Annotated in this window: 21 protein-coding genes and 2 riboswitches; of the genes, 1 reads left to right on the top strand and 20 read right to left on the bottom strand. The window is 48.4% G+C overall.

The features are described from left to right. Nucleotides 1-15: 15 nt before the first annotated feature. Nucleotides 16-1,758, bottom strand: a complete 1,743-nt coding sequence (locus ABDB98_RS03385) for an adenine deaminase (protein WP_438421363.1) — start codon at nucleotides 1,756-1,758, stop codon at nucleotides 16-18. 122 nt (nucleotides 1,759-1,880) lie between these two features. Between ABDB98_RS03385 and ABDB98_RS03380 the strand changes: the two genes are divergently transcribed. Further along, a complete protein-coding gene (locus tag ABDB98_RS03380) occupies nucleotides 1,881-2,111 on the top strand; it encodes a YgaP family membrane protein (RefSeq protein WP_003155749.1) in 231 nt (76 codons plus the stop codon). Nucleotides 2,112-2,223: 112 nt separating this feature from the next. Here ABDB98_RS03380 and purD read toward each other — a convergent pair whose 3' ends face one another. The 19 genes from purD to ABDB98_RS03285 form a co-directional block, all read right to left on the bottom strand. Next, nucleotides 2,224-3,492: a phosphoribosylamine--glycine ligase gene (gene purD, locus ABDB98_RS03375; RefSeq protein ID WP_438421362.1), complete on the bottom strand. Its 1,269-nt coding sequence runs from the start codon at nucleotides 3,490-3,492 to the stop codon at nucleotides 2,224-2,226. A gap of 15 nt (nucleotides 3,493-3,507) precedes the next feature. Further along, on the bottom strand, nucleotides 3,508-5,046 hold the full coding sequence (gene purH / locus ABDB98_RS03370) for a bifunctional phosphoribosylaminoimidazolecarboxamide formyltransferase/IMP cyclohydrolase (RefSeq protein ID WP_438421361.1): 1,539 nt from the start codon (nucleotides 5,044-5,046) through the stop codon (nucleotides 3,508-3,510). Beyond that, nucleotides 5,043-5,630 carry a phosphoribosylglycinamide formyltransferase gene (gene purN, locus ABDB98_RS03365; RefSeq protein ID WP_049628026.1) on the bottom strand — a complete coding sequence of 196 codons (588 nt, stop codon included), beginning with the start codon at nucleotides 5,628-5,630 and terminating at the stop codon, nucleotides 5,043-5,045. The genes purH and purN overlap by 4 nt, the downstream gene beginning before the upstream one ends. After that, nucleotides 5,627-6,667, bottom strand: a complete 1,041-nt coding sequence (gene purM, locus ABDB98_RS03360) for a phosphoribosylformylglycinamidine cyclo-ligase (protein WP_438421360.1) — start codon at nucleotides 6,665-6,667, stop codon at nucleotides 5,627-5,629. The genes purN and purM overlap by 4 nt, the downstream gene beginning before the upstream one ends. 90 nt (nucleotides 6,668-6,757) lie before the next feature. Further along, nucleotides 6,758-8,188, bottom strand: coding sequence for an amidophosphoribosyltransferase (gene purF, locus ABDB98_RS03355; protein ID WP_060963397.1), 1,431 nt, complete (start codon nucleotides 8,186-8,188; stop codon nucleotides 6,758-6,760). After that, the gene (gene purL / locus ABDB98_RS03350) at nucleotides 8,164-10,392 is read right to left on the bottom strand and encodes a phosphoribosylformylglycinamidine synthase subunit PurL (protein ID WP_438421359.1); all 2,229 of its coding nucleotides are present in this window, start codon (nucleotides 10,390-10,392) and stop codon (nucleotides 8,164-8,166) included. The genes purF and purL overlap by 25 nt, the downstream gene beginning before the upstream one ends. Further along, on the bottom strand, nucleotides 10,376-11,059 hold the full coding sequence (gene purQ / locus ABDB98_RS03345) for a phosphoribosylformylglycinamidine synthase subunit PurQ (RefSeq protein ID WP_016937015.1): 684 nt from the start codon (nucleotides 11,057-11,059) through the stop codon (nucleotides 10,376-10,378). The genes purL and purQ overlap by 17 nt, the downstream gene beginning before the upstream one ends. Further along, the gene (gene purS, locus ABDB98_RS03340; RefSeq protein WP_003155758.1) at nucleotides 11,056-11,310 is read right to left on the bottom strand and encodes a phosphoribosylformylglycinamidine synthase subunit PurS; all 255 of its coding nucleotides are present in this window, start codon (nucleotides 11,308-11,310) and stop codon (nucleotides 11,056-11,058) included. Before purS ends, purQ begins: the two co-directional genes overlap by 4 nt. After that, on the bottom strand, nucleotides 11,298-12,029 hold the full coding sequence (gene purC / locus ABDB98_RS03335) for a phosphoribosylaminoimidazolesuccinocarboxamide synthase (RefSeq protein ID WP_060963400.1): 732 nt from the start codon (nucleotides 12,027-12,029) through the stop codon (nucleotides 11,298-11,300). Before purC ends, purS begins: the two co-directional genes overlap by 13 nt. Before the next feature lie 75 nt (nucleotides 12,030-12,104). Further along, nucleotides 12,105-13,397 carry an adenylosuccinate lyase gene (gene purB / locus ABDB98_RS03330; protein WP_438421358.1) on the bottom strand — a complete coding sequence of 431 codons (1,293 nt, stop codon included), beginning with the start codon at nucleotides 13,395-13,397 and terminating at the stop codon, nucleotides 12,105-12,107. Further along, entirely contained in the window at nucleotides 13,397-14,578 is a 1,182-nt protein-coding gene (purK, locus tag ABDB98_RS03325; protein ID WP_045926633.1) for a 5-(carboxyamino)imidazole ribonucleotide synthase, read from the bottom strand. Before purK ends, purB begins: the two co-directional genes overlap by 1 nt. Then, on the bottom strand, nucleotides 14,532-15,020 hold the full coding sequence (purE, locus tag ABDB98_RS03320; RefSeq protein ID WP_003155768.1) for a 5-(carboxyamino)imidazole ribonucleotide mutase: 489 nt from the start codon (nucleotides 15,018-15,020) through the stop codon (nucleotides 14,532-14,534). The genes purK and purE overlap by 47 nt, the downstream gene beginning before the upstream one ends. A gap of 132 nt (nucleotides 15,021-15,152) precedes the next feature. After that, nucleotides 15,153-15,254, bottom strand: a riboswitch (purine riboswitch). Between the two features lie 78 nt (nucleotides 15,255-15,332). Beyond that, complete coding sequence (locus ABDB98_RS03315; RefSeq protein WP_003155772.1) at nucleotides 15,333-15,530, bottom strand: NETI motif-containing protein; 198 nt, start codon at nucleotides 15,528-15,530, stop codon at nucleotides 15,333-15,335. Further along, nucleotides 15,527-16,081, bottom strand: coding sequence for a DUF2179 domain-containing protein (locus ABDB98_RS03310; RefSeq protein ID WP_016937019.1), 555 nt, complete (start codon nucleotides 16,079-16,081; stop codon nucleotides 15,527-15,529). Before ABDB98_RS03310 ends, ABDB98_RS03315 begins: the two co-directional genes overlap by 4 nt. Before the next feature lie 119 nt (nucleotides 16,082-16,200). Beyond that, nucleotides 16,201-16,374, bottom strand: a complete 174-nt coding sequence (locus ABDB98_RS03305) for a Fur-regulated basic protein FbpA (protein ID WP_076982558.1) — start codon at nucleotides 16,372-16,374, stop codon at nucleotides 16,201-16,203. 137 nt (nucleotides 16,375-16,511) lie between these two features. After that, nucleotides 16,512-17,294 carry a hypothetical protein gene (locus ABDB98_RS03300; RefSeq protein WP_045926631.1) on the bottom strand — a complete coding sequence of 261 codons (783 nt, stop codon included), beginning with the start codon at nucleotides 17,292-17,294 and terminating at the stop codon, nucleotides 16,512-16,514. Nucleotides 17,295-17,491: 197 nt separating this feature from the next. Continuing rightward, a complete protein-coding gene (locus tag ABDB98_RS03295) occupies nucleotides 17,492-18,814 on the bottom strand; it encodes an NCS2 family permease (RefSeq protein ID WP_060963404.1) in 1,323 nt (440 codons plus the stop codon). A gap of 131 nt (nucleotides 18,815-18,945) precedes the next feature. Further along, nucleotides 18,946-19,047: riboswitch (purine riboswitch) on the bottom strand. A 122-nt stretch (nucleotides 19,048-19,169) separates the two neighbouring features. After that, nucleotides 19,170-20,612: a DUF4179 domain-containing protein gene (locus ABDB98_RS03290; RefSeq protein ID WP_438421357.1), complete on the bottom strand. Its 1,443-nt coding sequence runs from the start codon at nucleotides 20,610-20,612 to the stop codon at nucleotides 19,170-19,172. Beyond that, nucleotides 20,594-21,127 (bottom strand): sigma-70 family RNA polymerase sigma factor, encoded by a 534-nt coding sequence (locus ABDB98_RS03285; protein ID WP_438421356.1) that lies wholly within the window; start codon nucleotides 21,125-21,127, stop codon nucleotides 20,594-20,596. The genes ABDB98_RS03290 and ABDB98_RS03285 overlap by 19 nt, the downstream gene beginning before the upstream one ends. Between the last annotated feature and the right edge of the window lie 28 nt (nucleotides 21,128-21,155).

Genomic DNA, 21,155 nt, shown 5'->3' with positions numbered 1-21,155 from the left:
CCCTGCTTTTATATTTTAACGCATTATCGATGGAAAGAGTACAGTTTTTTTCATCACGTCGAATATTCCTCTCGGCGTAATGCGAATATAAGGCAGGTGTGTGCTCTGCAAAAAGAGCAGCGTATAGATCGGATCGCAGAATCGGTAGCCCCGCTCCTCCAGCAAAGTCCTCAGCTTATGCTCTTTTTCAAGGACGTCTTCAAAACTCTCCGCAGATGCAGAACCGTTTAAGGCAAGGGGAATTTCATGAAGAATCTTCCCGTTTTCGGCAAGCACGATTCCGCCGCCGATTTCTTTCATCCGTGAGAAAGCAAGCAGGATATCTTCCTTATTTTTTCCCGCTGCGATAATATCTCCGGTTGTCGTGTAAGAACTGACAAAGCCCTGCACCCGCTCGGCAAAACCTTTCAGCATTGTATTGACCCGCCATTTTCCATGCTTATCGAGAAGCGTGAGGTAACTTTCATCATGATCAAAAGAAAGCTGGTCAACAGAATTATCAATCGCAATCATATACGGCTCCATAATGACCGCATTGCGCATTTTCACACCCATCGGCATTGAAAACTGTAAATCATCCATCGTCATATCATATGAAAGCTCAAGAGGGACAAGACCGCCTCTTTTCCAATCCGTTTTTGTAAACGCCTTCATATTTCGGCCGTCTTCTTTCAGCAGGATGCCTTTAGAGATCACCGTGACCGGGTCCGGGTTCATCGGGTCGTCAAGAATGTTCAATGAGGCAAGCCGTCCCGGACCGACCACACCGAGAAAGTCATCCATCTGATAATACTTCGCGATATTAAAAGACGCCATATTGTAGGCGTCAATCGCCGGAACCCCTTCCTCCAAAGCGATTTTGATCAATTCATTCGTCATGCCGCCTTTATAAAAATGCGGCGCCGCCCCATCCGTCGTGTAAAAGAAATGATCATAATGCCGGAAGCCTTTTTGATGGAGATCCTGCAATATCGTTCTCAAATCAGGGCGGATGGATGAATGCCTGAGTGAAACATAGTAGCCCAATTCAAGCCGTCTCATCACCTCGTCACCATTCATGGCCTCGTGGTCGGAATCAGCTCCGAACAGTTTCATCTTCGTCAGTGTTTTCTCAGAAGCGCCGGGAAAATGCCCTTCAATCCGCTTGCGCAGTTTTTTCGTCGCCTGCATGCAATGAAGCATTAAGTCATCGCCGTCCATCAGGCGCGGCCACCCGGTCAATTCTCCGCCTTGAATAACATCCGGGTGCTCAATCCATTGTTTGCGGACATCAAAAGAAAGCAGCTGATCCTCATTCAGCACTTCAGTCTGCAGGTCGTATCTGGACCACCAGAAATATTGCACCGGCTGTTTTTTCAGTTCCTCTAATATAGTAAGCGCTTTCTTTTTACCGCTGTTCAAAAGAAAAAACAAGTTATCATTCACAAATGTCGTTGTTCCGAATTGAGACACATATTCGGCGAGCGTTTGGGGATTATATATTTGAAAAGGATGTGTATGCGGTTCAATGTAACCTGGCACAATGTATTTTCCTTCACAATTTATGGTATGAATGTGCTCTGCTGCATCAGGAAGCTCATCACCAACATATACGATTCGGTCTCCGTAAATCCAGATATTCTTATTCAGCCATTGTTTTAAAAAAGGATTTAAAACGAGAGCGTTCCGTAAAAGCAGCGTTGGAAGCAGCTTTGAGTCTACAACATCCGCCTGTGATCTGATGTCTTTATTTTTCCAGTTAAAGGTACGTTCGGACATTCACATACTCTCCTTCGCTTATATTAGACCCATCGTATCACATCCGCACAATTATCGCACGGCTGAAACGTTACAAATTATTGAAGATGAATGAAAAAACTTTTTCTAAGGGAGCTGAAATGATGAAACCGAATATCAGTTTATTGAACGCCGTTATGCGCATCACTTGCGGCCTCACCATTTTGTCTGCTGCGTCAGCGAAATATACGAGGAAACCTTGGTGCAAGATGCATCTCTTCTGTATGATGATGGGCGCGATGAAAGCGGCGTCCGGCATCCTCCGCTTCTGTCCGGTGACATATATGTTCCAAGCCGGAATGAATCAGGATGACAGCCATCAGCAAGAAAAATAACAAGCCGCAACGGCTTGTTATTCCGAGAAGAATCATCTCTCACAGTAAATCAACAACCTTAGTCGTCCTTTCAGAAGAAAACCCGCGTCTTATATGACGCGGGTTTCCCTCTTTATCGCTGCGAAGCTTTCAGCGCACGGACGCCGATGTCGCTTCTGTAAAACAGTCCGGGTTTTGTCAGCCCTGAAACGGAGCTGTACACTTTATCCCTCGCCGTTTCAAATGTCTCAGCAAATGCCGTGACATTGGCGACCCGTCCGCCGTTTGTGACAAATTGGCCGCCGGCTTTTTTCGTCCCGGCATGAAAAACGGCGATCCCCTCTTCAGCGGCCGTCAAACCGCCGATTGGTGTGCCTTTCGCATAGCTTTCAGGATAACCTTCAGAAGCCAGCACAACGCTGACGGCGGCCGTATCCTTCCATCTTAGGTCAACATCTTTCTCATGCAGCAGATCCAAAAGCACCTGAATAAGGTCTGATTCCATTCTCGGCACGACGACCTGTGTTTCCGGATCTCCGAAGCGCGCGTTGAATTCAATGACTTTTGATCCGTTTTCCGTCAGAATCAGCCCCGCGTACAGCACGCCCGTGAAGGAGCGTCCCTCCTTCACCATTGCTTTTGCCGCCGGCTTCACAATCGTTTCGACAGCGCTTTTGACGATATCATCGGAAATGTGCGGCACCGGTGAATAGGCGCCCATTCCGCCCGTATTCGGCCCTTTGTCTCCGTCGAAGGCGCGCTTATGGTCTTGGGCGATCACCATCGGATAGACGGTCTCCCCCTTCACAAACGCCATTAAGGAAAATTCTTCGCCGGCGAGGAACTCTTCAATGACAACAGATGCGCTCGCCTCGCCGAATTTCTCATCCTCTAGAAAATCGTGCAGGCATTCAATCGCTTCTTCTTCCGTCATCGCGACCGTTACACCTTTTCCGGCCGCAAGCCCGTCGGCTTTAATGACAATCGGCGCGCCTTTTTGCCGCACATAAGCTTTCGCCTCTTCAAATGAAGTAAATGTCTCATACTCCGCCGTCGGAATGCCGTATTTTTTCATTAAATCCTTGGCAAACTGTTTGCTTCCCTCAATGATTGCCGCTTTTTCGGACGGTCCGAAAACAAGCAGTCCGGCTTTTTCAAACTCATCCGCTATCCCTTCGATCAGAGGAACTTCGGGGCCGATAATCGTCAGGCCGACATGATGTTCTTTCGCAAAGGCGATGAGTGCGGCATGATCGCTTTCTTCGATGCTGACCAGCGTCGCGCAATCCGCCATACCGTCATTTCCGGGCGCGGCGTACACCGTGTCAACAAGCGGGCTTTGCGCTGCTTTCCAAGCCAGTGTGTGCTCTCTGCCGCCTTTACCGATAATCAATACATTCACGCTTCGTTCCTCCCCTTAATGTTTGAAATGTCTGATGCCGGTGAATACCATGGCGATGCCGTATTCATCCGCTTTTTTAATTGAATCTTCGTCGCGGACCGATCCGCCGGGCTGGATAATTGCCGTGACGCCCGCTTTTGCGGCTTCTTCGACTGTATCCGGCATCGGGAAAAACGCGTCTGAACCGAGCGCGCTGCCTTTTGCTTTTTCTCCGGCCTGCTCAATAGCGATTTTGGCTGAACCGACGCGATTCATCTGTCCTGCGCCCACACCGACCGTCATATGGTCTTTTGCAAGAACGATTGCGTTGGATTTCACGTGTTTAACGACTTTCCAGGCGAGCTTCAAATCTTCCCACTCCTGCTCGTTCGGCTCTCTTTTTGTCGGAATGCTGATGTCGGCGTCATCAAATCCATGCACGTCTAAATCTTGAATCAAAAGGCCGCCCTGTACGGAAGTCAGCTGTTTTTCTTTCTTTCCTGATGCGGTCACATCAAGCGTGAGCAGACGAAGGTTTTTCTTCGCCGTCAGCACGTTCAGCGCTTCTTCACTGAAAGAAGGGGCGATAACGATTTCTAAAAAGATGCCGTGAAGAGCTTCAGCCGTTGCCTGATCAACTTCACGGTTCAGCGCGATGATGCCGCCGAAAATGGACGTTTTATCAGCTTCATACGCTTTATTGAATGCTTCCTCAATTGAAGCTCCCGTACCGACTCCGCACGGGTTCATATGTTTAACGGCAACAGCTGCGGGTTCTGCAAACTCCCGGACGATTTGAACGGCCGCATCCGCGTCCTTAATATTATTGTAAGAAAGCTCTTTGCCGTGAAGCTGTTTTGCCGCCGCAATGGAACCGGAGACAGGCAGTGCGCTTTGATAGAAAACAGCCTCTTGGTGAGGGTTTTCGCCGTAGCGGAGCGATTGTTTTTTTTCAAATGTAACGGTGAATTGTTCTGGATCTTTCTCACCGGCCTCGCGTGTTAAGTAATCAGCGATTAATGCGTCGTATGCCGCGGTGTGGCGGAATACTTTGGCCGCAAGCTCGCGTTTTCTTTTAAGCGAAACGCCGCCGTGTTCTTTGATCTCATTGAGCACTGAGCTGTAATCGGCCGGATCTGTGATGACCGTCACATCCTGATGGTTTTTCGATGCGGCGCGCAGCATGCCGGGGCCTCCGATATCAATGTTTTCTATCGCTTCATCATATGTTACGTCTTCTTTTGAAATCGTTTCTTTAAACGGATAAAGGTTGACGACCACAAGATCAATGGGGGCAATGCCGTGCTCATTGATCTGCGCCATATGCTCTTCATTGTCTCTTACGGCAAGCAGTCCGCCGTGAATATTAGGATGGAGCGTTTTTAACCGTCCGTCCATGATTTCAGGAAATCCGGTCACTTCCGAAATGCCGATGACATCCACACCGTTTTCCTGGAGAAGTTTTTTTGTTCCTCCGGTCGAAATGACTTCGACGCCGAGCTCTGTCAGTTCCTTTACGAAAGGTACGAGATTTGTTTTATCAGAAACACTGATTAGTGCGCGTTTGATTGTCATGCCTTTTCACCTCTGTTATTTAGTCCCAGCAGCTGTTTCACAACGCTCGGATACCATTTGTGCTCAAGCTCGTGTATCGTATGTTCTATATCTTCAAGCGTATCGTTTTCCTGTATCTCGAATGCTTTTTGCGCGATAATCGGTCCGGTGTCCATGCCTTCGTCGACGTAATGAACGGTAATGCCCGCCACTTTCACACCGGCCCGATACGCCTGTCCGACAGCGTCAATTCCCGGAAATGCCGGAAGAAGCGAAGGATGTATATTAACAATGCGGCCCCCGTAAGCTTCAAGAAGCGTATTTCCGATCAGTCTCATATAGCCGGCGAGAACGATTAGTTCCGCTCCGTGCAGACGAAGCTGTTCAATAATGGCCCGTTCAAAGGCGGCCTTGTTTGCAAAAGCTGACGGCTCAAAGGCGAATGACGGGATATGTAAAGCCTCCGCCCTTTCCGCAGCCTTTGCCTGGGGCTTATCCGTCACGAGAAGAGAGAGCTCCGCATCCCACTTCTCTTCTCTCATACGTTTGGCAATGGCCTCAAAGTTCGATCCGTTTCCTGAAGCAAATACCGCAAATTTCTTCATGAAAGAGCCGCACCGCCGAAAGAAATGCCTTCGCCGCGTTTGACCCGTCCGATCAAATAAGCCTTTTCGCCTTGAGCTTCAAGCGTTTCGATAACGTCTGTAAGGTCCTCTTCTTTAACGGCAAGGACAAAACCGATGCCCATGTTAAAGACATTGAACATTTCTTCTTCTTTCAGCTTGCCGTGCTCCTGTAAAAACGGAAAAATCGGCGGGATCGGCCATGATCCGTGATCAATTTCCGCGCTCAATCCGTCCGGCAGCATCCGCGGGATGTTCTCGATGAATCCTCCGCCTGTCACATGCGCCATGCCGTCCACCTTACCGCTTTTCACCGCTTCAAGCACCGGTTTTACATATATTCTCGTCGGTTCCAGCAATTCTTCTCCGAGAGGCCGCGCAAACGGTTCATAGACAGTATCCAAATCAAGTCCGCCATCATCAAGAAGCACTTTTCTCACAAGGGAAAACCCGTTGCTGTGAAGGCCGCTTGAAGTTAGTCCGATTAAGAGATGCCCTTCTTCGATATGTTCACCGGTGACGATTTCGTCTTTTTCCGCAACACCGACTGAAAATCCGGCAATATCGTATTCATCAGCTGTATACAGCCCCGGCATTTCCGCCGTCTCACCGCCGATAAGCGCTGATCCTGACTGCTCACAGCCGTCTGCCACACCTTGAACGATCTGCTCAATTTTCACCGGATCGGCCTTGCCGACTGCCAAATAATCAAGGAAAAACAGCGGCTCCGCTCCCTGGGCGAGCACATCGTTTACACACATCGCGACCGCATCGACGCCGATCGTGTCATGCTTATCCATTGAAAATGCGAGTTTCAGCTTGGTGCCGACACCGTCTGTTCCTGAAATTAAAACAGGCTTTTGATACGGGAGCTCTGACAGATCAAACATTCCGCCAAAACCGCCCAAGCTTCCCATAACGCCGAGCCTTTTCGTGCGCTCCACGTGTTTTTTCATTCGTTTGACGGCTTCATATCCGGCTTCGATGTCGACTCCGGCATTTTTATAAGCATCAGACATCCCTATCACTCCTTGTTAATTCGTTTCTCCTTAAAGGCAGAAAGAGAAAGGCAGCCTGAACTCGCGCTGCCTTTATATCATTTTCAAACTTTATTTTGTCAGCACCGCTTCTTTTACGTGAGGAAGCACTGTATCCTGATAAATTTCCGTCGGATATTTGCCCGTAAAACAAGCGAGGCATTGTCCGCAATTGGTGTCTTCAAATTTTCGGCCGACTCCTTTTAACAATCCGTCTACACTTAAGAAAGACAGCGTGTCGGCACCGATGATCTGGCGGATTTCTTCCACGGAATGGGCGGAAGCGATCAGCTCCTCATGGGTTGATGTGTCAATGCCGTAGAAGCACGGATGGGCGATCGGCGGTGAACTGATCTTGACATGCACCTCTGTTGCTCCCGCTTCTCTGAGCATTGTAACAATCCGGCGGCTTGTCGTTCCGCGCACGATGGAATCATCAACCATGACGACCCGTTTTCCTTCAACAACACCGCGTACGGCCGACAGCTTCATTCTCACGCCTTGCTCACGGAGAGCCTGTGACGGCTGGATAAACGTTCTGCCGACATAACGGTTTTTAATGAGACCGAGTTCGTACGGAATGCCCGTTGCCTCGGCATAGCCGATGGCGGCAGAAATACTGGAATCAGGCACGCCTGTGACGACATCCGCTTCAACCGCGGACTCCTGGGCAAGCATTTTCCCGAGATTCTTCCGGGCGCTGTGCACGTTAATGCCGTCGATATTGCTGTCAGGTCTTGAGAAATAAATGTACTCCATGCTGCAGATAGAACGATTGATATTCATGGAGAAACGCTCTGATTTCATGCCTTCATCATTGATGATCAGCATTTCACCCGGCTCTACCTCGCGAAGGTATGCCGCGCCGACCACATCGAATGCGCATGTTTCTGATGCCACGACGTAAGCGTCGCCGAGCATGCCGAGCGAGAGCGGTCTGAGTCCGTTCGGATCAAGCGCTACAATCATCTCTGTTTCTGTCATGATTAAAAAGGCGTAAGCGCCTTTCAGCATGGACAGCGAATTTTTGATCTGATCCTTCAGCGAAAAGTGGCCGCTGCGTTTAATCAGATGAGCCAGCACTTCCGTATCGGAGGAAGTCTGAAAGATGCTCCCTTGGTTTTCAAGCTGCTGCTTCAATTGTGTAGCGTTGACCAAGTTGCCGTTATGGGCGAGCGCGAGGCTGCCGTTGTTTTGAGAATGGAACAGGAGCGGCTGGACATTTTCATATCCGCCTCCGCCGGCCGTCGCATAGCGGACGTGGCCGATCGCGCCTTTTCCCTTCACTTTGCTCAGTTCGCCGTTTTGAAAAACCTCGGTAATAAGCCCCTGCCCTTTATGCGCCGTCAGTTTTTCGCCGTCGGTCGCCACGATGCCGGCGCCTTCCTGTCCTCTGTGCTGCAGACTGTGCAGGCCGTAATACGTAATCTGCGGAGCCTCTTCATGACCCCAGATGCCAAACACACCGCATTCTTCATTCAGGCCTTTGATTTCAGCAAGCATGGAATAGCTCCTTTCCACGCGCGCTCAAGTTCTTTCGTTTGCGCGTGAACCAATTGTTGTCCTTCTTGGCTTCGGATCGTCAGCTGTCCGTCTCCTGTCACTTCACCGATGTGAACGGCATCTGCCGCAGCCGCTTCAAACGCCGCCTTGTTTTCTTTCTTCACGGAAACGACAAAGCGGGATTGAGACTCAGAGAATAATAACGCCGCTTCCCCTTCTACAGTCACGTTCGCGCCAAGGTGTTCCGTCGTCATGACGATTTCCGCAATCGCCACGCCCAAGCCGCCTTCTGACACGTCATGCGCGGATTGGATCAGACCTTGTTTAATGGCGTTAAGAAGTGATGTTTGGCGGGCTTTTTCAACGTCCAGATCAATTTCAGGCGCTCGGCCATAGATTTTTCCTTCAGTCATTTTCTGAAGTTCACTGCCTGCATACTCAGGCTTCGTTTCACCGATGACGTAAATCAAGTCTCCGGCCGCTTTGACATGCTGTGTCGTAATATGAGCCGTATCTTCAATTAAGCCGACCATGCCGATAACAGGCGTCGGATAGATGGCCGTTCCGTTCGATTCATTATAAAGTGATACGTTACCGCCGATAACCGGAGTGCTGAGCACATTGCACGCCTCGCTGATGCCGTCGGCTGCTTTTTCGATTTGCCAGAAGATTTCCGGTTTCTCCGGATTTCCGAAATTCAGATTATCCGTGACCGCAAGCGGTTCTGCACCTGAGCAAATGATGTTGCGCGCCGCTTCGGCAACAGCGATTTTTCCGCCTTCTTCCGGATCAAGATATAAATAGCGGGCGTTGCAATCCGTCGTCATCGCCAGCGCTTTTTTTGTGCCGCGGATTCTGAGCACTCCCGCATCAGATCCCGGAGCCACAACCGTGTTTGTACGCACCATGTAGTCATATTGATCGTACACCCACTCTTTGCTGGCGATTGTCGGCTGCTGCAACAGGGCAAAAAGCGTCTCTGTCGCATCTTTCACTTCAGGCGCGGGAACTTCCGTTTCCTGAAACTCTCGGTAGTACGCGGGTTCCGCTGACGGCTTGTGGTACACAGGCGCTTCTTCCGCCAGCGCGTCGACCGGAAGTTCGCAAACAACCTCTTCGTTATGGCGGAGGCGGAGCATTTTATCATCCGTAACATGACCCACGGAAACCGCTTCTAGATCATATTTATTAAAAATATCGACAATTTCCTGTTCACGTCCGCGTTCAATGACGAGAAGCATGCGTTCCTGAGACTCGGAAAGCATCATTTCGTAAGCGGTCATACCTGTTTCCCGTTGCGGAATGAGGTCAAGGTTCATTTCAATACCGGAGCCGGCTTTGCTTGCCATTTCCGCACTTGAACTTGTCAGACCGGCCGCCCCCATATCCTGAATGCCGACTAACGCGTCGCACTGAATGACTTCAAGGCAGGCTTCCAAGAGAAGTTTTTCCATGAAAGGATCGCCGACCTGCACCGCGGATCGTTTTTCTTCAGATGAATCTGACATTTCTTCTGATGCGAAAGTAGCGCCGTGGATGCCGTCGCGCCCCGTCTTAGCGCCCACATACATGACCGTGTTGCCGACACCTTTCGCCTGGCCTTTTTTAATATCCTTATGATCGATTAAGCCGACGCACATTGCATTGACAAGCGGGTTGCCCTCATAGCTCGCGTCAAACTGCACTTCTCCGCCGACGGTCGGAATGCCGATACAGTTTCCGTATCCCGCGATTCCCGCCACTACTTCTTCAAACAAGTACTTCACTCGAGGTGAAGTGAGTTCACCAAATCGAAGAGAGTTTAATACAGCTATCGGACGGGCGCCCATTGAGAAAACGTCACGGATGATGCCGCCCACTCCCGTAGCAGCACCTTGGTATGGCTCAAGTGCTGACGGGTGGTTATGCGATTCAATTTTGAACACGACCGCCTGATTGTCACCGATGTCAACGATTCCCGCGCCTTCTCCGGGACCCTGCAGCACGCGTTCGCCGCTAGTCGGGAATTTGCGTAAAACCGGTTTTGAGTTTTTATAGCTGCAGTGCTCTGACCACATCACGGAAAAAATCCCGATTTCCGTATAGTTCGGCAATCTTCCGATAATCGATTCAATCAGTGCAAACTCGTCATCACTGACACCCATTTGCTGATAGAGTTTCTCTTCTTTTATTTGTTCTTTACTTGGTTCAAGCAGTAGCGACATGAGTTTCCCTCCAATTTTTCACAATAGACTGGAACAATGCAAGACCGTCTGCGCTGCCGAGCAGTTCATCGACCGCACGCTCCGGGTGAGGCATCATGCCTAATACGTTGCCTTTCTCATTCACGACGCCGGCAATGCCGCTTACGCTTCCGTTAATATCGCTGCCGTATGTGAAGGCGATTTGATTGTTTTCTTTTAATCTTTCAAGCGTTTCGTCATCACAGTAGAAATTGCCTTCGCCGTGGGCAACCGGAATCGTAATCGATTGTCCCTCTTTATAAGAAGATGTGAACATTGTTTCGCCGTTCTGCACGATTAATTCAACCGGGCGGCAGATGAATTTTAAATCTTTGTTGCGTCTCATGGCGCCGGGCAGAAGTCCGAGCTCCTGCAAAATCTGGAATCCGTTGCAGACGCCGAGAACCGGTTTGCCTTCAGCAGCCGCTTTTTTCACCGCCGGCATGATGTTTGCGAATCTGGCGATGGCGCCGCATCTCAGGTAATCGCCGTAAGAGAAGCCGCCGGGGATGAGCACGCCGTCAAATCCGTCAAGGCTTGTTTCCTCGTGCCAGACATACTCGACTTCTTCGCCGAGTTCGTCCTTCACGGCGTGGAACATATCAATATCACAGTTGGAGCCGGGTAACACAATCACCGCAAATTTCACTGTGCGACAACCTCCTCAACTTCATATCGGTAGTCTTCAATGACTGTATTGGCTAGGAGCTTCTCACACATTTCTTTCACGAGCGCGTCAAGATCACGGTCAGATTTTTCGATCGTCAGCTCCATGTATTTTCCGATTCGCACGTCCTGCACTTCATTGTAGGTCATGCTGTGCAGTGCATGCTGCACCGCGCTTCCTTGAGGATCGAGCACACTTTCTTTTAAGCTGACATAAACTTTCACTTTATACATGATGAAATGCCTCCCAGTCTTTTGAAAATCTCTTCATATCCGTCGGTTAAGCTTCCCAGGTTCTGTCTGAACAAATCTTTATCAAGCTTTTCGTTCGTGTCTTTATCCCACAGACGGCACGTGTCAGGAGAAATTTCATCTGCTAAAAGCACCCGTCCCTCTGCGTCTAAGCCGAATTCCAGCTTAAAATCTATTAATCTGACACCGCAGTCTTCAAAAATATGCTGAAGTTCTGGATTCACTTGTTTTGTAATTGATTTGATCGTTTTGACCTGCTCAGGAACCGCCGCTTTCAAGAGCCAGATATGGTCTTCGGTAATGAGCGGATCACCGAGTGCGTCGTCTTTATAGTAAAATTCGATAATCGGCTGCGGAAGCTCAGTTCCTTCCGGGATGCCGAGGCGTTTCGACATGCTTCCGGCGGCAAAGTTTCTGACCACGACTTCAATCGGAATGATGCTTACCTTTTTGATAAGCTGCTCTGATTCTGAAAGGCGCTCTACAAAGTGATTGTCAATTCCTTTAGCATGCAGATGTTTGAAAATCAGGCTTGAAATTTCATTGTTCAGACGGCCCTTTCCGCTGATCTCCGCTTTTTTCTCACCATTAAAAGCTGTTGCGGAATCCTTGTAGACCACGCGGAGAATCTGTTCGTCTTCTGTTTGATAAATACGTTTCGCTTTTCCTTCATAAAGAAGATTATTGTTCATAATATTCACGGAAGGCCTCCTAACCCGAATGTTGGGAATATTCAATCTATAGCGGCTGAAGAAGCCGCCCCTGGCTGGCTTCTTCTATAAACCTAAACGCTCAAAGATCAAGTCGACGTTTTTCAAATGATAATTGTAGTCAAAGCAATCGGCAATCTGTTCCGGTGTAAGACGGGACGTGATTTTCTCCTCCGCTTCGACAAGCTCGCGGAACGGCACTTGTTTTTCCCACGCTTCCATCGCTTTCGGCTGAACCGTGTCATATGCTTCTTCACGAGGCAGACCCGTGTCGATTAAAGCGAGCAGCACGCGCTGAGAATAGATTAAACCGAGTGTGCGGTCCATGTTGCGTTTCATATTCTCCGGGAATACCGTTAAGTTTTTGACGATATTGCTGAAACGGTTCAGCATGTAATTCAACGCGATTGTCGCGTCTGGAAGAATGATACGTTCAGCTGATGAATGAGAAATATCACGCTCATGCCATAACGGAACATTTTCGTATGCCGTCAGCATGTACCCGCGGATCACGCGCGCCATGCCCGTCATATTTTCCGACCCGATCGGATTCCGTTTATGAGGCATAGCCGATGAACCTTTTTGTCCTTTTGCAAAAAATTCTTCCACTTCACGTGTTTCACTCTTTTGCAGACCGCGGATTTCCACTGCGAATTTTTCAATGCTCGTCGCGATCAAAGCCAGTGCCGCCATATAATCCGCATGACGGTCGCGCTGCAATGTCTGAGTGGAAATCGGCGCCGCTTTCAGGCCGAGTTTTTCACAGACATACTGCTCTACGAACGGATCAATATTTGCATACGTGCCGACCGCGCCGGAAAGCTTCCCGACTTCGATCCCTTCTTTTGCCTGCTTGAAACGTTCAAGGTTGCGTTTCATTTCTTCGTGCCAAAGTGCGAGCTTCAGGCCGAATGTCGTCGGTTCCGCGTGTACGCCGTGCGTGCGGCCCATCATGACCGTGTATTTATGTTCTTTCGCTTTTTCTTTTATAATGTCAACAAATCTCTCAATGTCCTTGAGCAAAATCTCATTCGCCTGTTTTAATAGATAGGAAAGAGCGGTATCCACGACATCTGTTGACGTCAGGCCGTAGTGGACCCATTTTCTTTCTTTGCCTAATGATTCTGAAACCGCGCGGGTGAATGCCACGACGTCATGGCGCGTATCCTGCTCGATTTCCAAAATGCGGTTGATGTCGAAAGACGCGTTTTCACGCATGACTTTAACATCTTCTTTCGGAATGACGCCAAGCTCAGCCCAGGCTTCACAGGCTAAAATCTCGACTTCCAGCCATGCCTGGTATCTGTTTTCGTCCGTCCAGATCGCGGACATTTCAGGTCTTGAATAACGTTCGATCATTATGCTCGTCCTCCGTCTCTTTTCATCCATATGTTCGTGATGTCCTGAATCCATTTTTCATCAGGCTCCCGCAAAAACGTTATATGCCCCATTTTGCGGCCTTTTTTAATCTCATGTTTTCCGTAGAGATACAGTTTGGCTTCTTTTAAAAGCTCCGTATGCTCCTCCGCAAGCTTCACTTCATCACCGAGAAGATTCACCATCATTCCCGGTTTGAGCAGATCGGTTCGGCCGAGAGGAAGTCCGCAGACCGCTCTGATGTGCTGTTCGAACTGGCTCGTTTCACAAAGGTCGAGCGTATAATGCCCCGAATTGTGAGGACGCGGCGCCAGTTCATTGATCAAAAGGTCTCCGTCTTCTGTGACGAACATTTCCACCGCAAGCGGCCCGACAAGCTCCAATTTCTCCGCGAGCTGAACGGCAAGCGCCTCTGCCCGCTTCTGAACCGTTTCCTCCGCTCTCGCGGGCACGATGCTTTGGAACAGAATATTATTTTTGTGGATATTTTCAGCAGCCGGAAAGGTTGAAATCTCTCCGTGCACCGATCTTGTCACGATAACGGAAAGCTCCATCCGGAATGACACCCAGCTTTCCAGTATGCACGTGCCGTTTTCTAGCAGCGCGGCCGCTTCATCTGTCTGTCCTTCTTCCTTAATGACAAATTGGCCTTTGCCGTCATATCCGCCGCGGCATGTTTTCAGCACTGCCGGAAGCCCCAATGACTGAACGGCTTCCTCAAGCTCCCGTCTGCTGTTTACGATCCGATAAGGAGCGACCTGACATCCGGCTGACTGGATCGCCTTTTTTTCCGTTTCCCTGTTTTGGGTGATAAGCAGCAGCTCGCTTCCTTGGGGAAGGTATGCATGTTCTTTGAGCCAGTTGAGCGCCTCGTAATCGATGTTTTCAAATTCGTACGTAATGATGTCGCTGACTCCGGCCAATTTTTGAATCGCTTCACGGTCATTATACTGGGCGGTAATCTCAATATCGGCGATCTGTCCGCATGGCGAGTCTTTAACGGGATCGACGACTGCGACTTTATAACCCATCTGTTTTGCGGCGACAGCCATCATTTTTCCGAGCTGTCCGCCTCCGATAATGCCGATGACGGCGCCGGGAAAAATCGTTTTTTTATCAGACAAGCTGATCACTGCTTTCCAGCACCGTTTGTTTTGTCGCATTTCTTCTCGCCTCTAGTTTATCCGCAATATCACCGTCAAATGCCGACAAAATTTGCGCGGCTAACAGACCCGCGTTCACTGCGCCCGCTTTCCCGATCGCCGTCGTCGCGACCGGCACGCCGCCGGGCATCTGTACGATAGACAGAAGAGAATCAAGCCCGTTAAGTGATTTCGTCTGAACCGGTACGCCGATCACCGGCAGTGTCGTTTTGGCCGCCGTCATACCCGGCAGATGCGCCGCTCCCCCGGCTCCGGCAATAATGACTTTTAAACCCCTGTCCCTTGCGCTTTCTGCATATTCAAACATCAAATCAGGCGTCCGATGCGCGGATACTACCTGTTTTTCATAAGGAATGTGAAGTTCGTCAAGTATGTCGCATGCATGTTTCATTGTCTCCCAATCGGAGGTGCTTCCCATGATGATTCCTGCTAGCGGCTGCATTCTGTTCCCACCTTCTCATGCTTTGTTTTTCAGAAAAAAAAGCCCGGCTTATATTGCAACTATGAGGAAGCAATACAAACCGGGCATGGCGCGCGTATCGTCAGTCGTTCGCTTCTGCGATATCCATGTCAGCTGTTTATCACTTTCCTGCATAGTCCGGCCGTTTACGGCAGCCGGGTAGAAACTTATGGGCCATATTCCCAAGATTATATGAGGTCGTGTTTTGATTTCATGTTTATCTTAACAACGGACTTGGATAATGTCAACGACATTATCGAACGATATAAAAATTCTTTCTTTTAATGTTCGTGTTTAGATCAATTTCCCTTCAAATACGATTTTTTTCCCGCAAGGAACAACTTGAATTGATCCATTTTCTTTCTTTTCTGTAAAGATCGGCTCTTCCATCCGCCGGACGGGCATATAGCCCTCTTCCTTCATTAAAGTGAGAATGGTGTCGATCGTTTCATGTTCCGTTACTTCAAACCGTTTCTTCTTTGGCTTTGTCATTCCTTAATTCTCCTCTTCTTCACTGCTTTCACCCAGAATCCGCCATGGATCGCTTTCGGCTCAAAAGCGATGATAAACGCTTTTTCATCGAGCGTTTTAATCGTATCATACAGCTGAAGCTCATATTTGCGCGGCGTCAGAATCTGCATGGCGGTCCGGTCCCCTTCAAGGCCGCCCGCGACCCAGCTTGTGACTCCGTATCCTTTTTCCCGAAGCTGTTTCGGCAGGTCCAGATCAAGCTCTTTCGTAATGACGTTGACTGTTATGTAGCCGAGCGCCAGTTTTTCTTCAATTTTCATTCCCACTATGACACCGAGGCCGTAGCCGAGCGCGTAGGCAATGACGTTTTGAATCTGATTCAGATTGCCGAGCACGAGACTCAAGCCGGTCACATACACAAGGATTTCAACCGTACTGATGCCTGCTGCGAAATAGCGCTGCCCCTTTAATGTAAGGATCATCCTGATCGTAAAGAACGAGACATATATAATATTAATGATGAGAATAATGAGAACCATACCTATACTGTTGGATAAAATCGTCTGCATCATTGATTCCCCCTCCTCTGATAATTTGAAAAGCCAATCTTTCAATTAAGGATAGTTTACCCTCTTTTGATCATTTTCAAAAGAAAAAAAAGCCCGCCCCAAGGCAGACTTTCAAACTCTTTTCAGTGAAGCTCAGCTTTCTTCAATCGTTTGACCGCTTCATATTCCTTTTCAAGCTCGCTCAGCGTGTATCCGGACAGTTCCTGAACATGGTTTTGGTATAACCCTGAGCGGATCAGCTTTGTCCTCAGATGCTGTTTTTTCCGATTAATGGCTTCTCGCAACAACGGGGCCATCCTCATCATCCTTTCCGAATCATAAAGATTAATGCCGCTTTCCAATTTCTGTTGCTCCCATCATATATCGGACGGCTTTTCAAAACAACACGCTATATTAGAAATATTTGTAAACATTGTGAAAGACAAATTTCGACTTACAAAGGGATCAGCGAGGCAGTAAAGTACTCTGAAATAAGCGGCCATGTCACAGCCGTAAAGACGAGCATGATGATGACCGCCGCAGAAATACAGTACATCACGTCGACGGCAGGATTCTCAGCCGATTTGTACAGAATCTGCACAAACTGCACCATCGCCGATGCAGCGAGAAATAAGGTCAGCGCCGTAAACACCACGGTGATAACCGGCAGATTCAATATCGCGAAAATCATCCACACGATAGAGCAGACGACAGCCGGAACAAGAAGTGAGCCGACTCCCGCGGCCGCATCCCGCATCGTAATTTTCTGTTTCAGCAGATAGCGTGATACAAGCCAGACCGCGCCGGCCGCAGCGGCAAAAAAGACGAGCGAATACACGAGAACGACGGTAAAGCCGTCAAAAAACGTGTGATGCCGTTCCCCGTATCCGAGCGGTCTCTGCTGGCTCGCCCTCAGCTGAAACCAATTTCCGATTGAGAAAAAAATACTGAATACAAGCATTGAAATAAGAGCATATTTAAAGCGGGAAAAGCCGTCTTCTCCAACGACCTTCACCGGTGATGTCAAAATGCGCAATGCGAAACGGCAATAACGTTTGACCGCGGCCCATACAGAAGCGAGTTTTTCCGTAAAAGCCGGAGCCGGGCGCCGTTCCTTTTCTTTCTTCTTTTGCTTTTGATAACGTCCCGCTTTTCTGGACATTCTCGAGAGCGGTTCTTCATCAGTTCCCTGATGCTGTTTTTCTTCTTCCAACGTTTCTTTTCTTTCTTCCGTCATGTCAGCAACTCCTATCAAAAAAATACGGCGGAATTTGTTAAGCAAGAAAATAAAACACTTATATAAGGTACCGAAGCGTCCTTAAACAGTCAAGCGGTTTTCTTCACCCGGACACCCACATGACGTTTTATAGTATGTATTGGTTTTACGGAATAGGACAAAAACAAAAAACCGGCTGTCCTCAGCCGGTTTTTCCGTTATTTCAAGAAGATGAAATACAGGATAAAGATGACGAACAGCCCGTACATAATCGGGTGAACGCTTTTTCCTTTTCCTTTGCAGATCATTGTAATCGGGTAGAAAATAAAACCGATCGCAATCCCCGTCGCAATGCTGTACGTCAGCGGCATCATAATCATCGTTAAAAATGCCGGCACAGCCACCTCGAATTTATCCCAGGCAATCTTACCGAGCGGCGCCACCATCAGCGCGCCGACGATAATCAAAGCCGGAGCCGTCACATTCGTGGTGACAACTGACAGAAGCGGCGAGAAAAACATCGCCAGCATAAAGAGAATGCCCGTCACAACAGCCGCGAAGCCGGAGCGCGCTCCCGCCGCAACACCTGAGCTTGATTCAACATAAGAAGTCGTTGTAGACGTACCGAGCACGGCTCCGATAACGATTGAAGTTGAATCTGCCAAAAGCGCTCTTCCTGCGCGCGGAAGTTTGTTTTCCTTCATCAGTCCGGCCTGTGTCGCTACAGCCACCAGCGTACCGGCCGTATCGAAAAATCCGACGAACAGGAAAGTTAAAATGACAATCAGCATTTGTACGGAGAAGATATCCGGAAGGTGCATCCACGCCTGTCCGAAAGTCGGCGCAAGACTCGGCACGCTGCCGACAATGTGTGTCGGAACCGGAATCAGCCCGCAGATCATACCGGCAACCGCCGTCAGAAGCATTCCGATAAACACGCCGCCGTTTACGCGAAGCACCATCAGAATGACCGTCACAATAACACCGAAAACCGTCAGCAGCACAGGCCCGCTGTGAATATTGCCGATAGATACCAAAGTCGATGAGTTCGCTTCAATAATGCCCGAACCCTGCAAACCGACAAATGTAATGAATAAACCGATACCCGCGCCGACCGCCAATTTCAGCTCAGGCGGAATCGCATTAATGATTTTTTCCCGCAATCCCGTCAGCGAAAGCGCCACGAAGATAATTCCGGAAATCAAGACGCCGGAAAGCGCAGCCTGCCATGAAATCCCCATGCCGAGGACGACAGAGAAAGCAAAAAACGCGTTTAATCCCATACCCGGCGCAATCGCGATCGGATACTTTGCAATGAGCCCCATTAAAATACATCCGGCCGCAGACGCAAGGGCTGTAGCGGTGAACACCGCGCCCTGATCAATTTTTAATGCTTCCGGAAATCCTTTCACACCGTTTAAAGACAATGTCAGCGGATTGACGAACAGAATGTACGCCATTGACAAAAAGGTCGTTAAACCGCCGATGATTTCATTACGATAGCTTGTCCCCAGCTCATCAAACTGAAAAAATTGCTTCAAGCCAATTGCCTCCTTCATTCTCTCCCATTTATTCTGCCCGTTATCCGCCAAATAAAAAACGCCCCAAATACATTTGGGACGCTTGACTACATACGTTCAGTCTGAATAAATAAGAATGGATTATTTATATCAAACGATTGAGATTGATCCGTAGTCAAGCCATTTACGGTAGCTTGGTAGAAACTTGCGGGCCATATCCCCGCCATTATACGATATCTGCATATTTGATTTCTGAGTCTATTGTATCAATTCAATTTTGAAAACTCAATAAAAAAACGAACAATCTTGTTTCAAAAAATTAGTTTATTCGTTAATTGACCAATAATGGAAGACGGCAAAAGCCGCCTTCCTGACATCATTTTCCGTCCGCAGGCCGCACCGGCACCGAGAATGTGATCCCCTTGTCATCCGCCAGCGAGTTCATAACCGTTTGATTGACGTACAAAGCATACGAACCGAACGAGAAATCGCGCAATGAATAGCCTTTATCGGATGAATCATCTAATTCAAAAACGGATTCCATTTCACCCGTTTTAAGATTCGTGACTTTCGCCTTATTCCCTTTCAGATAATAGCCTTTTTCATACTCATTAAGCGATGGCCAGGTTTTCATTTTTTTCGTATTGCCGAGACCGATTGATTCACCAGTATTCATCAGTTGATTTTCATCCGCCTTGCTGTAATTGATACCGGTGAATTGATAATCAACGATTACCCGTCTGCCTTGCTGTTTGATCCTTTTGATGGTGATGCCGACATGATGATGTTTCGTTTCATAGCTGGCGGGCAATTTTGTTTTCAGAGGGACGATTTCTCCCGGCTCTGATTCTGATTTTACATCACCCGTTATGAAAAGTGTTTTCGCTTTCGGGTCTATCGGTTTGCTGAATTGAGTTTGGCCGCGTACTCTTTTCCCGCCGCCGGGAAGGTTCTTCCTGCTGCCAAGTTCAATAGCCGCCATCGTCATTTCATAATGGTTTCCTGCATCATCCGTTGCTTCGTGAATCGAGATGGTATCATTTTTAGCTGCATCTTGAAAGTCGACTGAAAATAAGAGAGCCGATCCCATCGTTCCGTTTTCCGCCCGGATATCGAAAAAACGGTATAGTCCGTGATTTACATTCACAGCTTTCGTTCCTTCAAGAGAAACGGACTTTTGTTTTTTAATCGGGAGTGTAAAGCGCCAGTTTCCGGGAATATCCTTGATTTGTGTAATGACAAGCGGAAGCTTATCACCGTCTTTCATCTTTGGGCCGTCCGCAAAAAAGCGAAGCTGCCCGCCGTACTGCCCGTCTTTCATTTTTTTCATGCCCTGACTGTCATAATCCAAAGATAATATATTCCGGCTGTCTTTATAATCGACTTCAAAAGGAATATCCTCCTCATCAGATTTCAAATTGTCAACGGTAAAATTGTAAACGAGCTGTCCGCTGTCGTAATACACACTTTTCACTGTAACTGTAATCCCGCGCGATTCCGCTTTCTCGTTCAGTTTTGTCACCAAATTGCTTTTAAACAGCGCAGAACCTGCTTTATCCTGAAATACCCTGTAAATCTGCCCGGCAACAGGGATGTTTCCCATAGCCGTATTAACGGAGGGCATGAACAAGCCTGAGGACAGATACAGAATAAACAAAGCAGCAGCAACCGCGAGGCCGTTTATCACTTTTCGTCCCCATCTCCGTCTGACGGCGCCTTCTTTTCCGGCACGGACAGCGGCGCTATGTATCACGTTTTTCAATTCAGCTTTCGGCACGTCAATGTCCTGATACAATTGCTTCATTTGATGCTTTTCCATATTTGTTTATCCTCCTTTTCCAGCTCCTGCTTCAATGCTTTTCTCGCTCTGTGGAGATGCGTTTTTACAGTGCCTTCCGCCATACCGGTCTGTTCAGCGATCATGGCAATCGAGAAATCTTGAAAATAATAAAGCTGAATGGTCAGCTGTATATGTTCGTCAAGCGTTTCCATGGCATTCCGAAGATCTATGTATTCTTCAATGTCCTTATTCTCCGCGCGTGTATCATGTTGCGGCTCAAACGGAATGACGTCTCCGTTCTTTTTCCTCATCGCGAAAATCGTATTAAGCAAAATCCGGATCAGCCACGTTTTAAAATATTTCGGCTCCTTCAGCTGCGCGATATGAAGAAAAGCCTTGTAAGCCGTTTCCTGCACTGCGTCCAGCGTATCTTCTTTGTGATGCAAATAGAGATAAGCTGTTTTATATAAAGTATCTTGATGGGTTGTGATCAGTTTATCAAAGGCTGAGGCATCACCTTTTTTCGCCTTTTTGATCAATCGTTCTTCCTTCACCTTATCCACCTCCTATGCTGTTAGATAT

The organism is Bacillus siamensis (genome assembly GCF_051628075.1).
GTDB lineage: Bacteria > Bacillota > Bacilli > Bacillales > Bacillaceae > Bacillus > Bacillus siamensis.
This window is presented reverse-complemented; position numbering and strand designations above follow the sequence as displayed.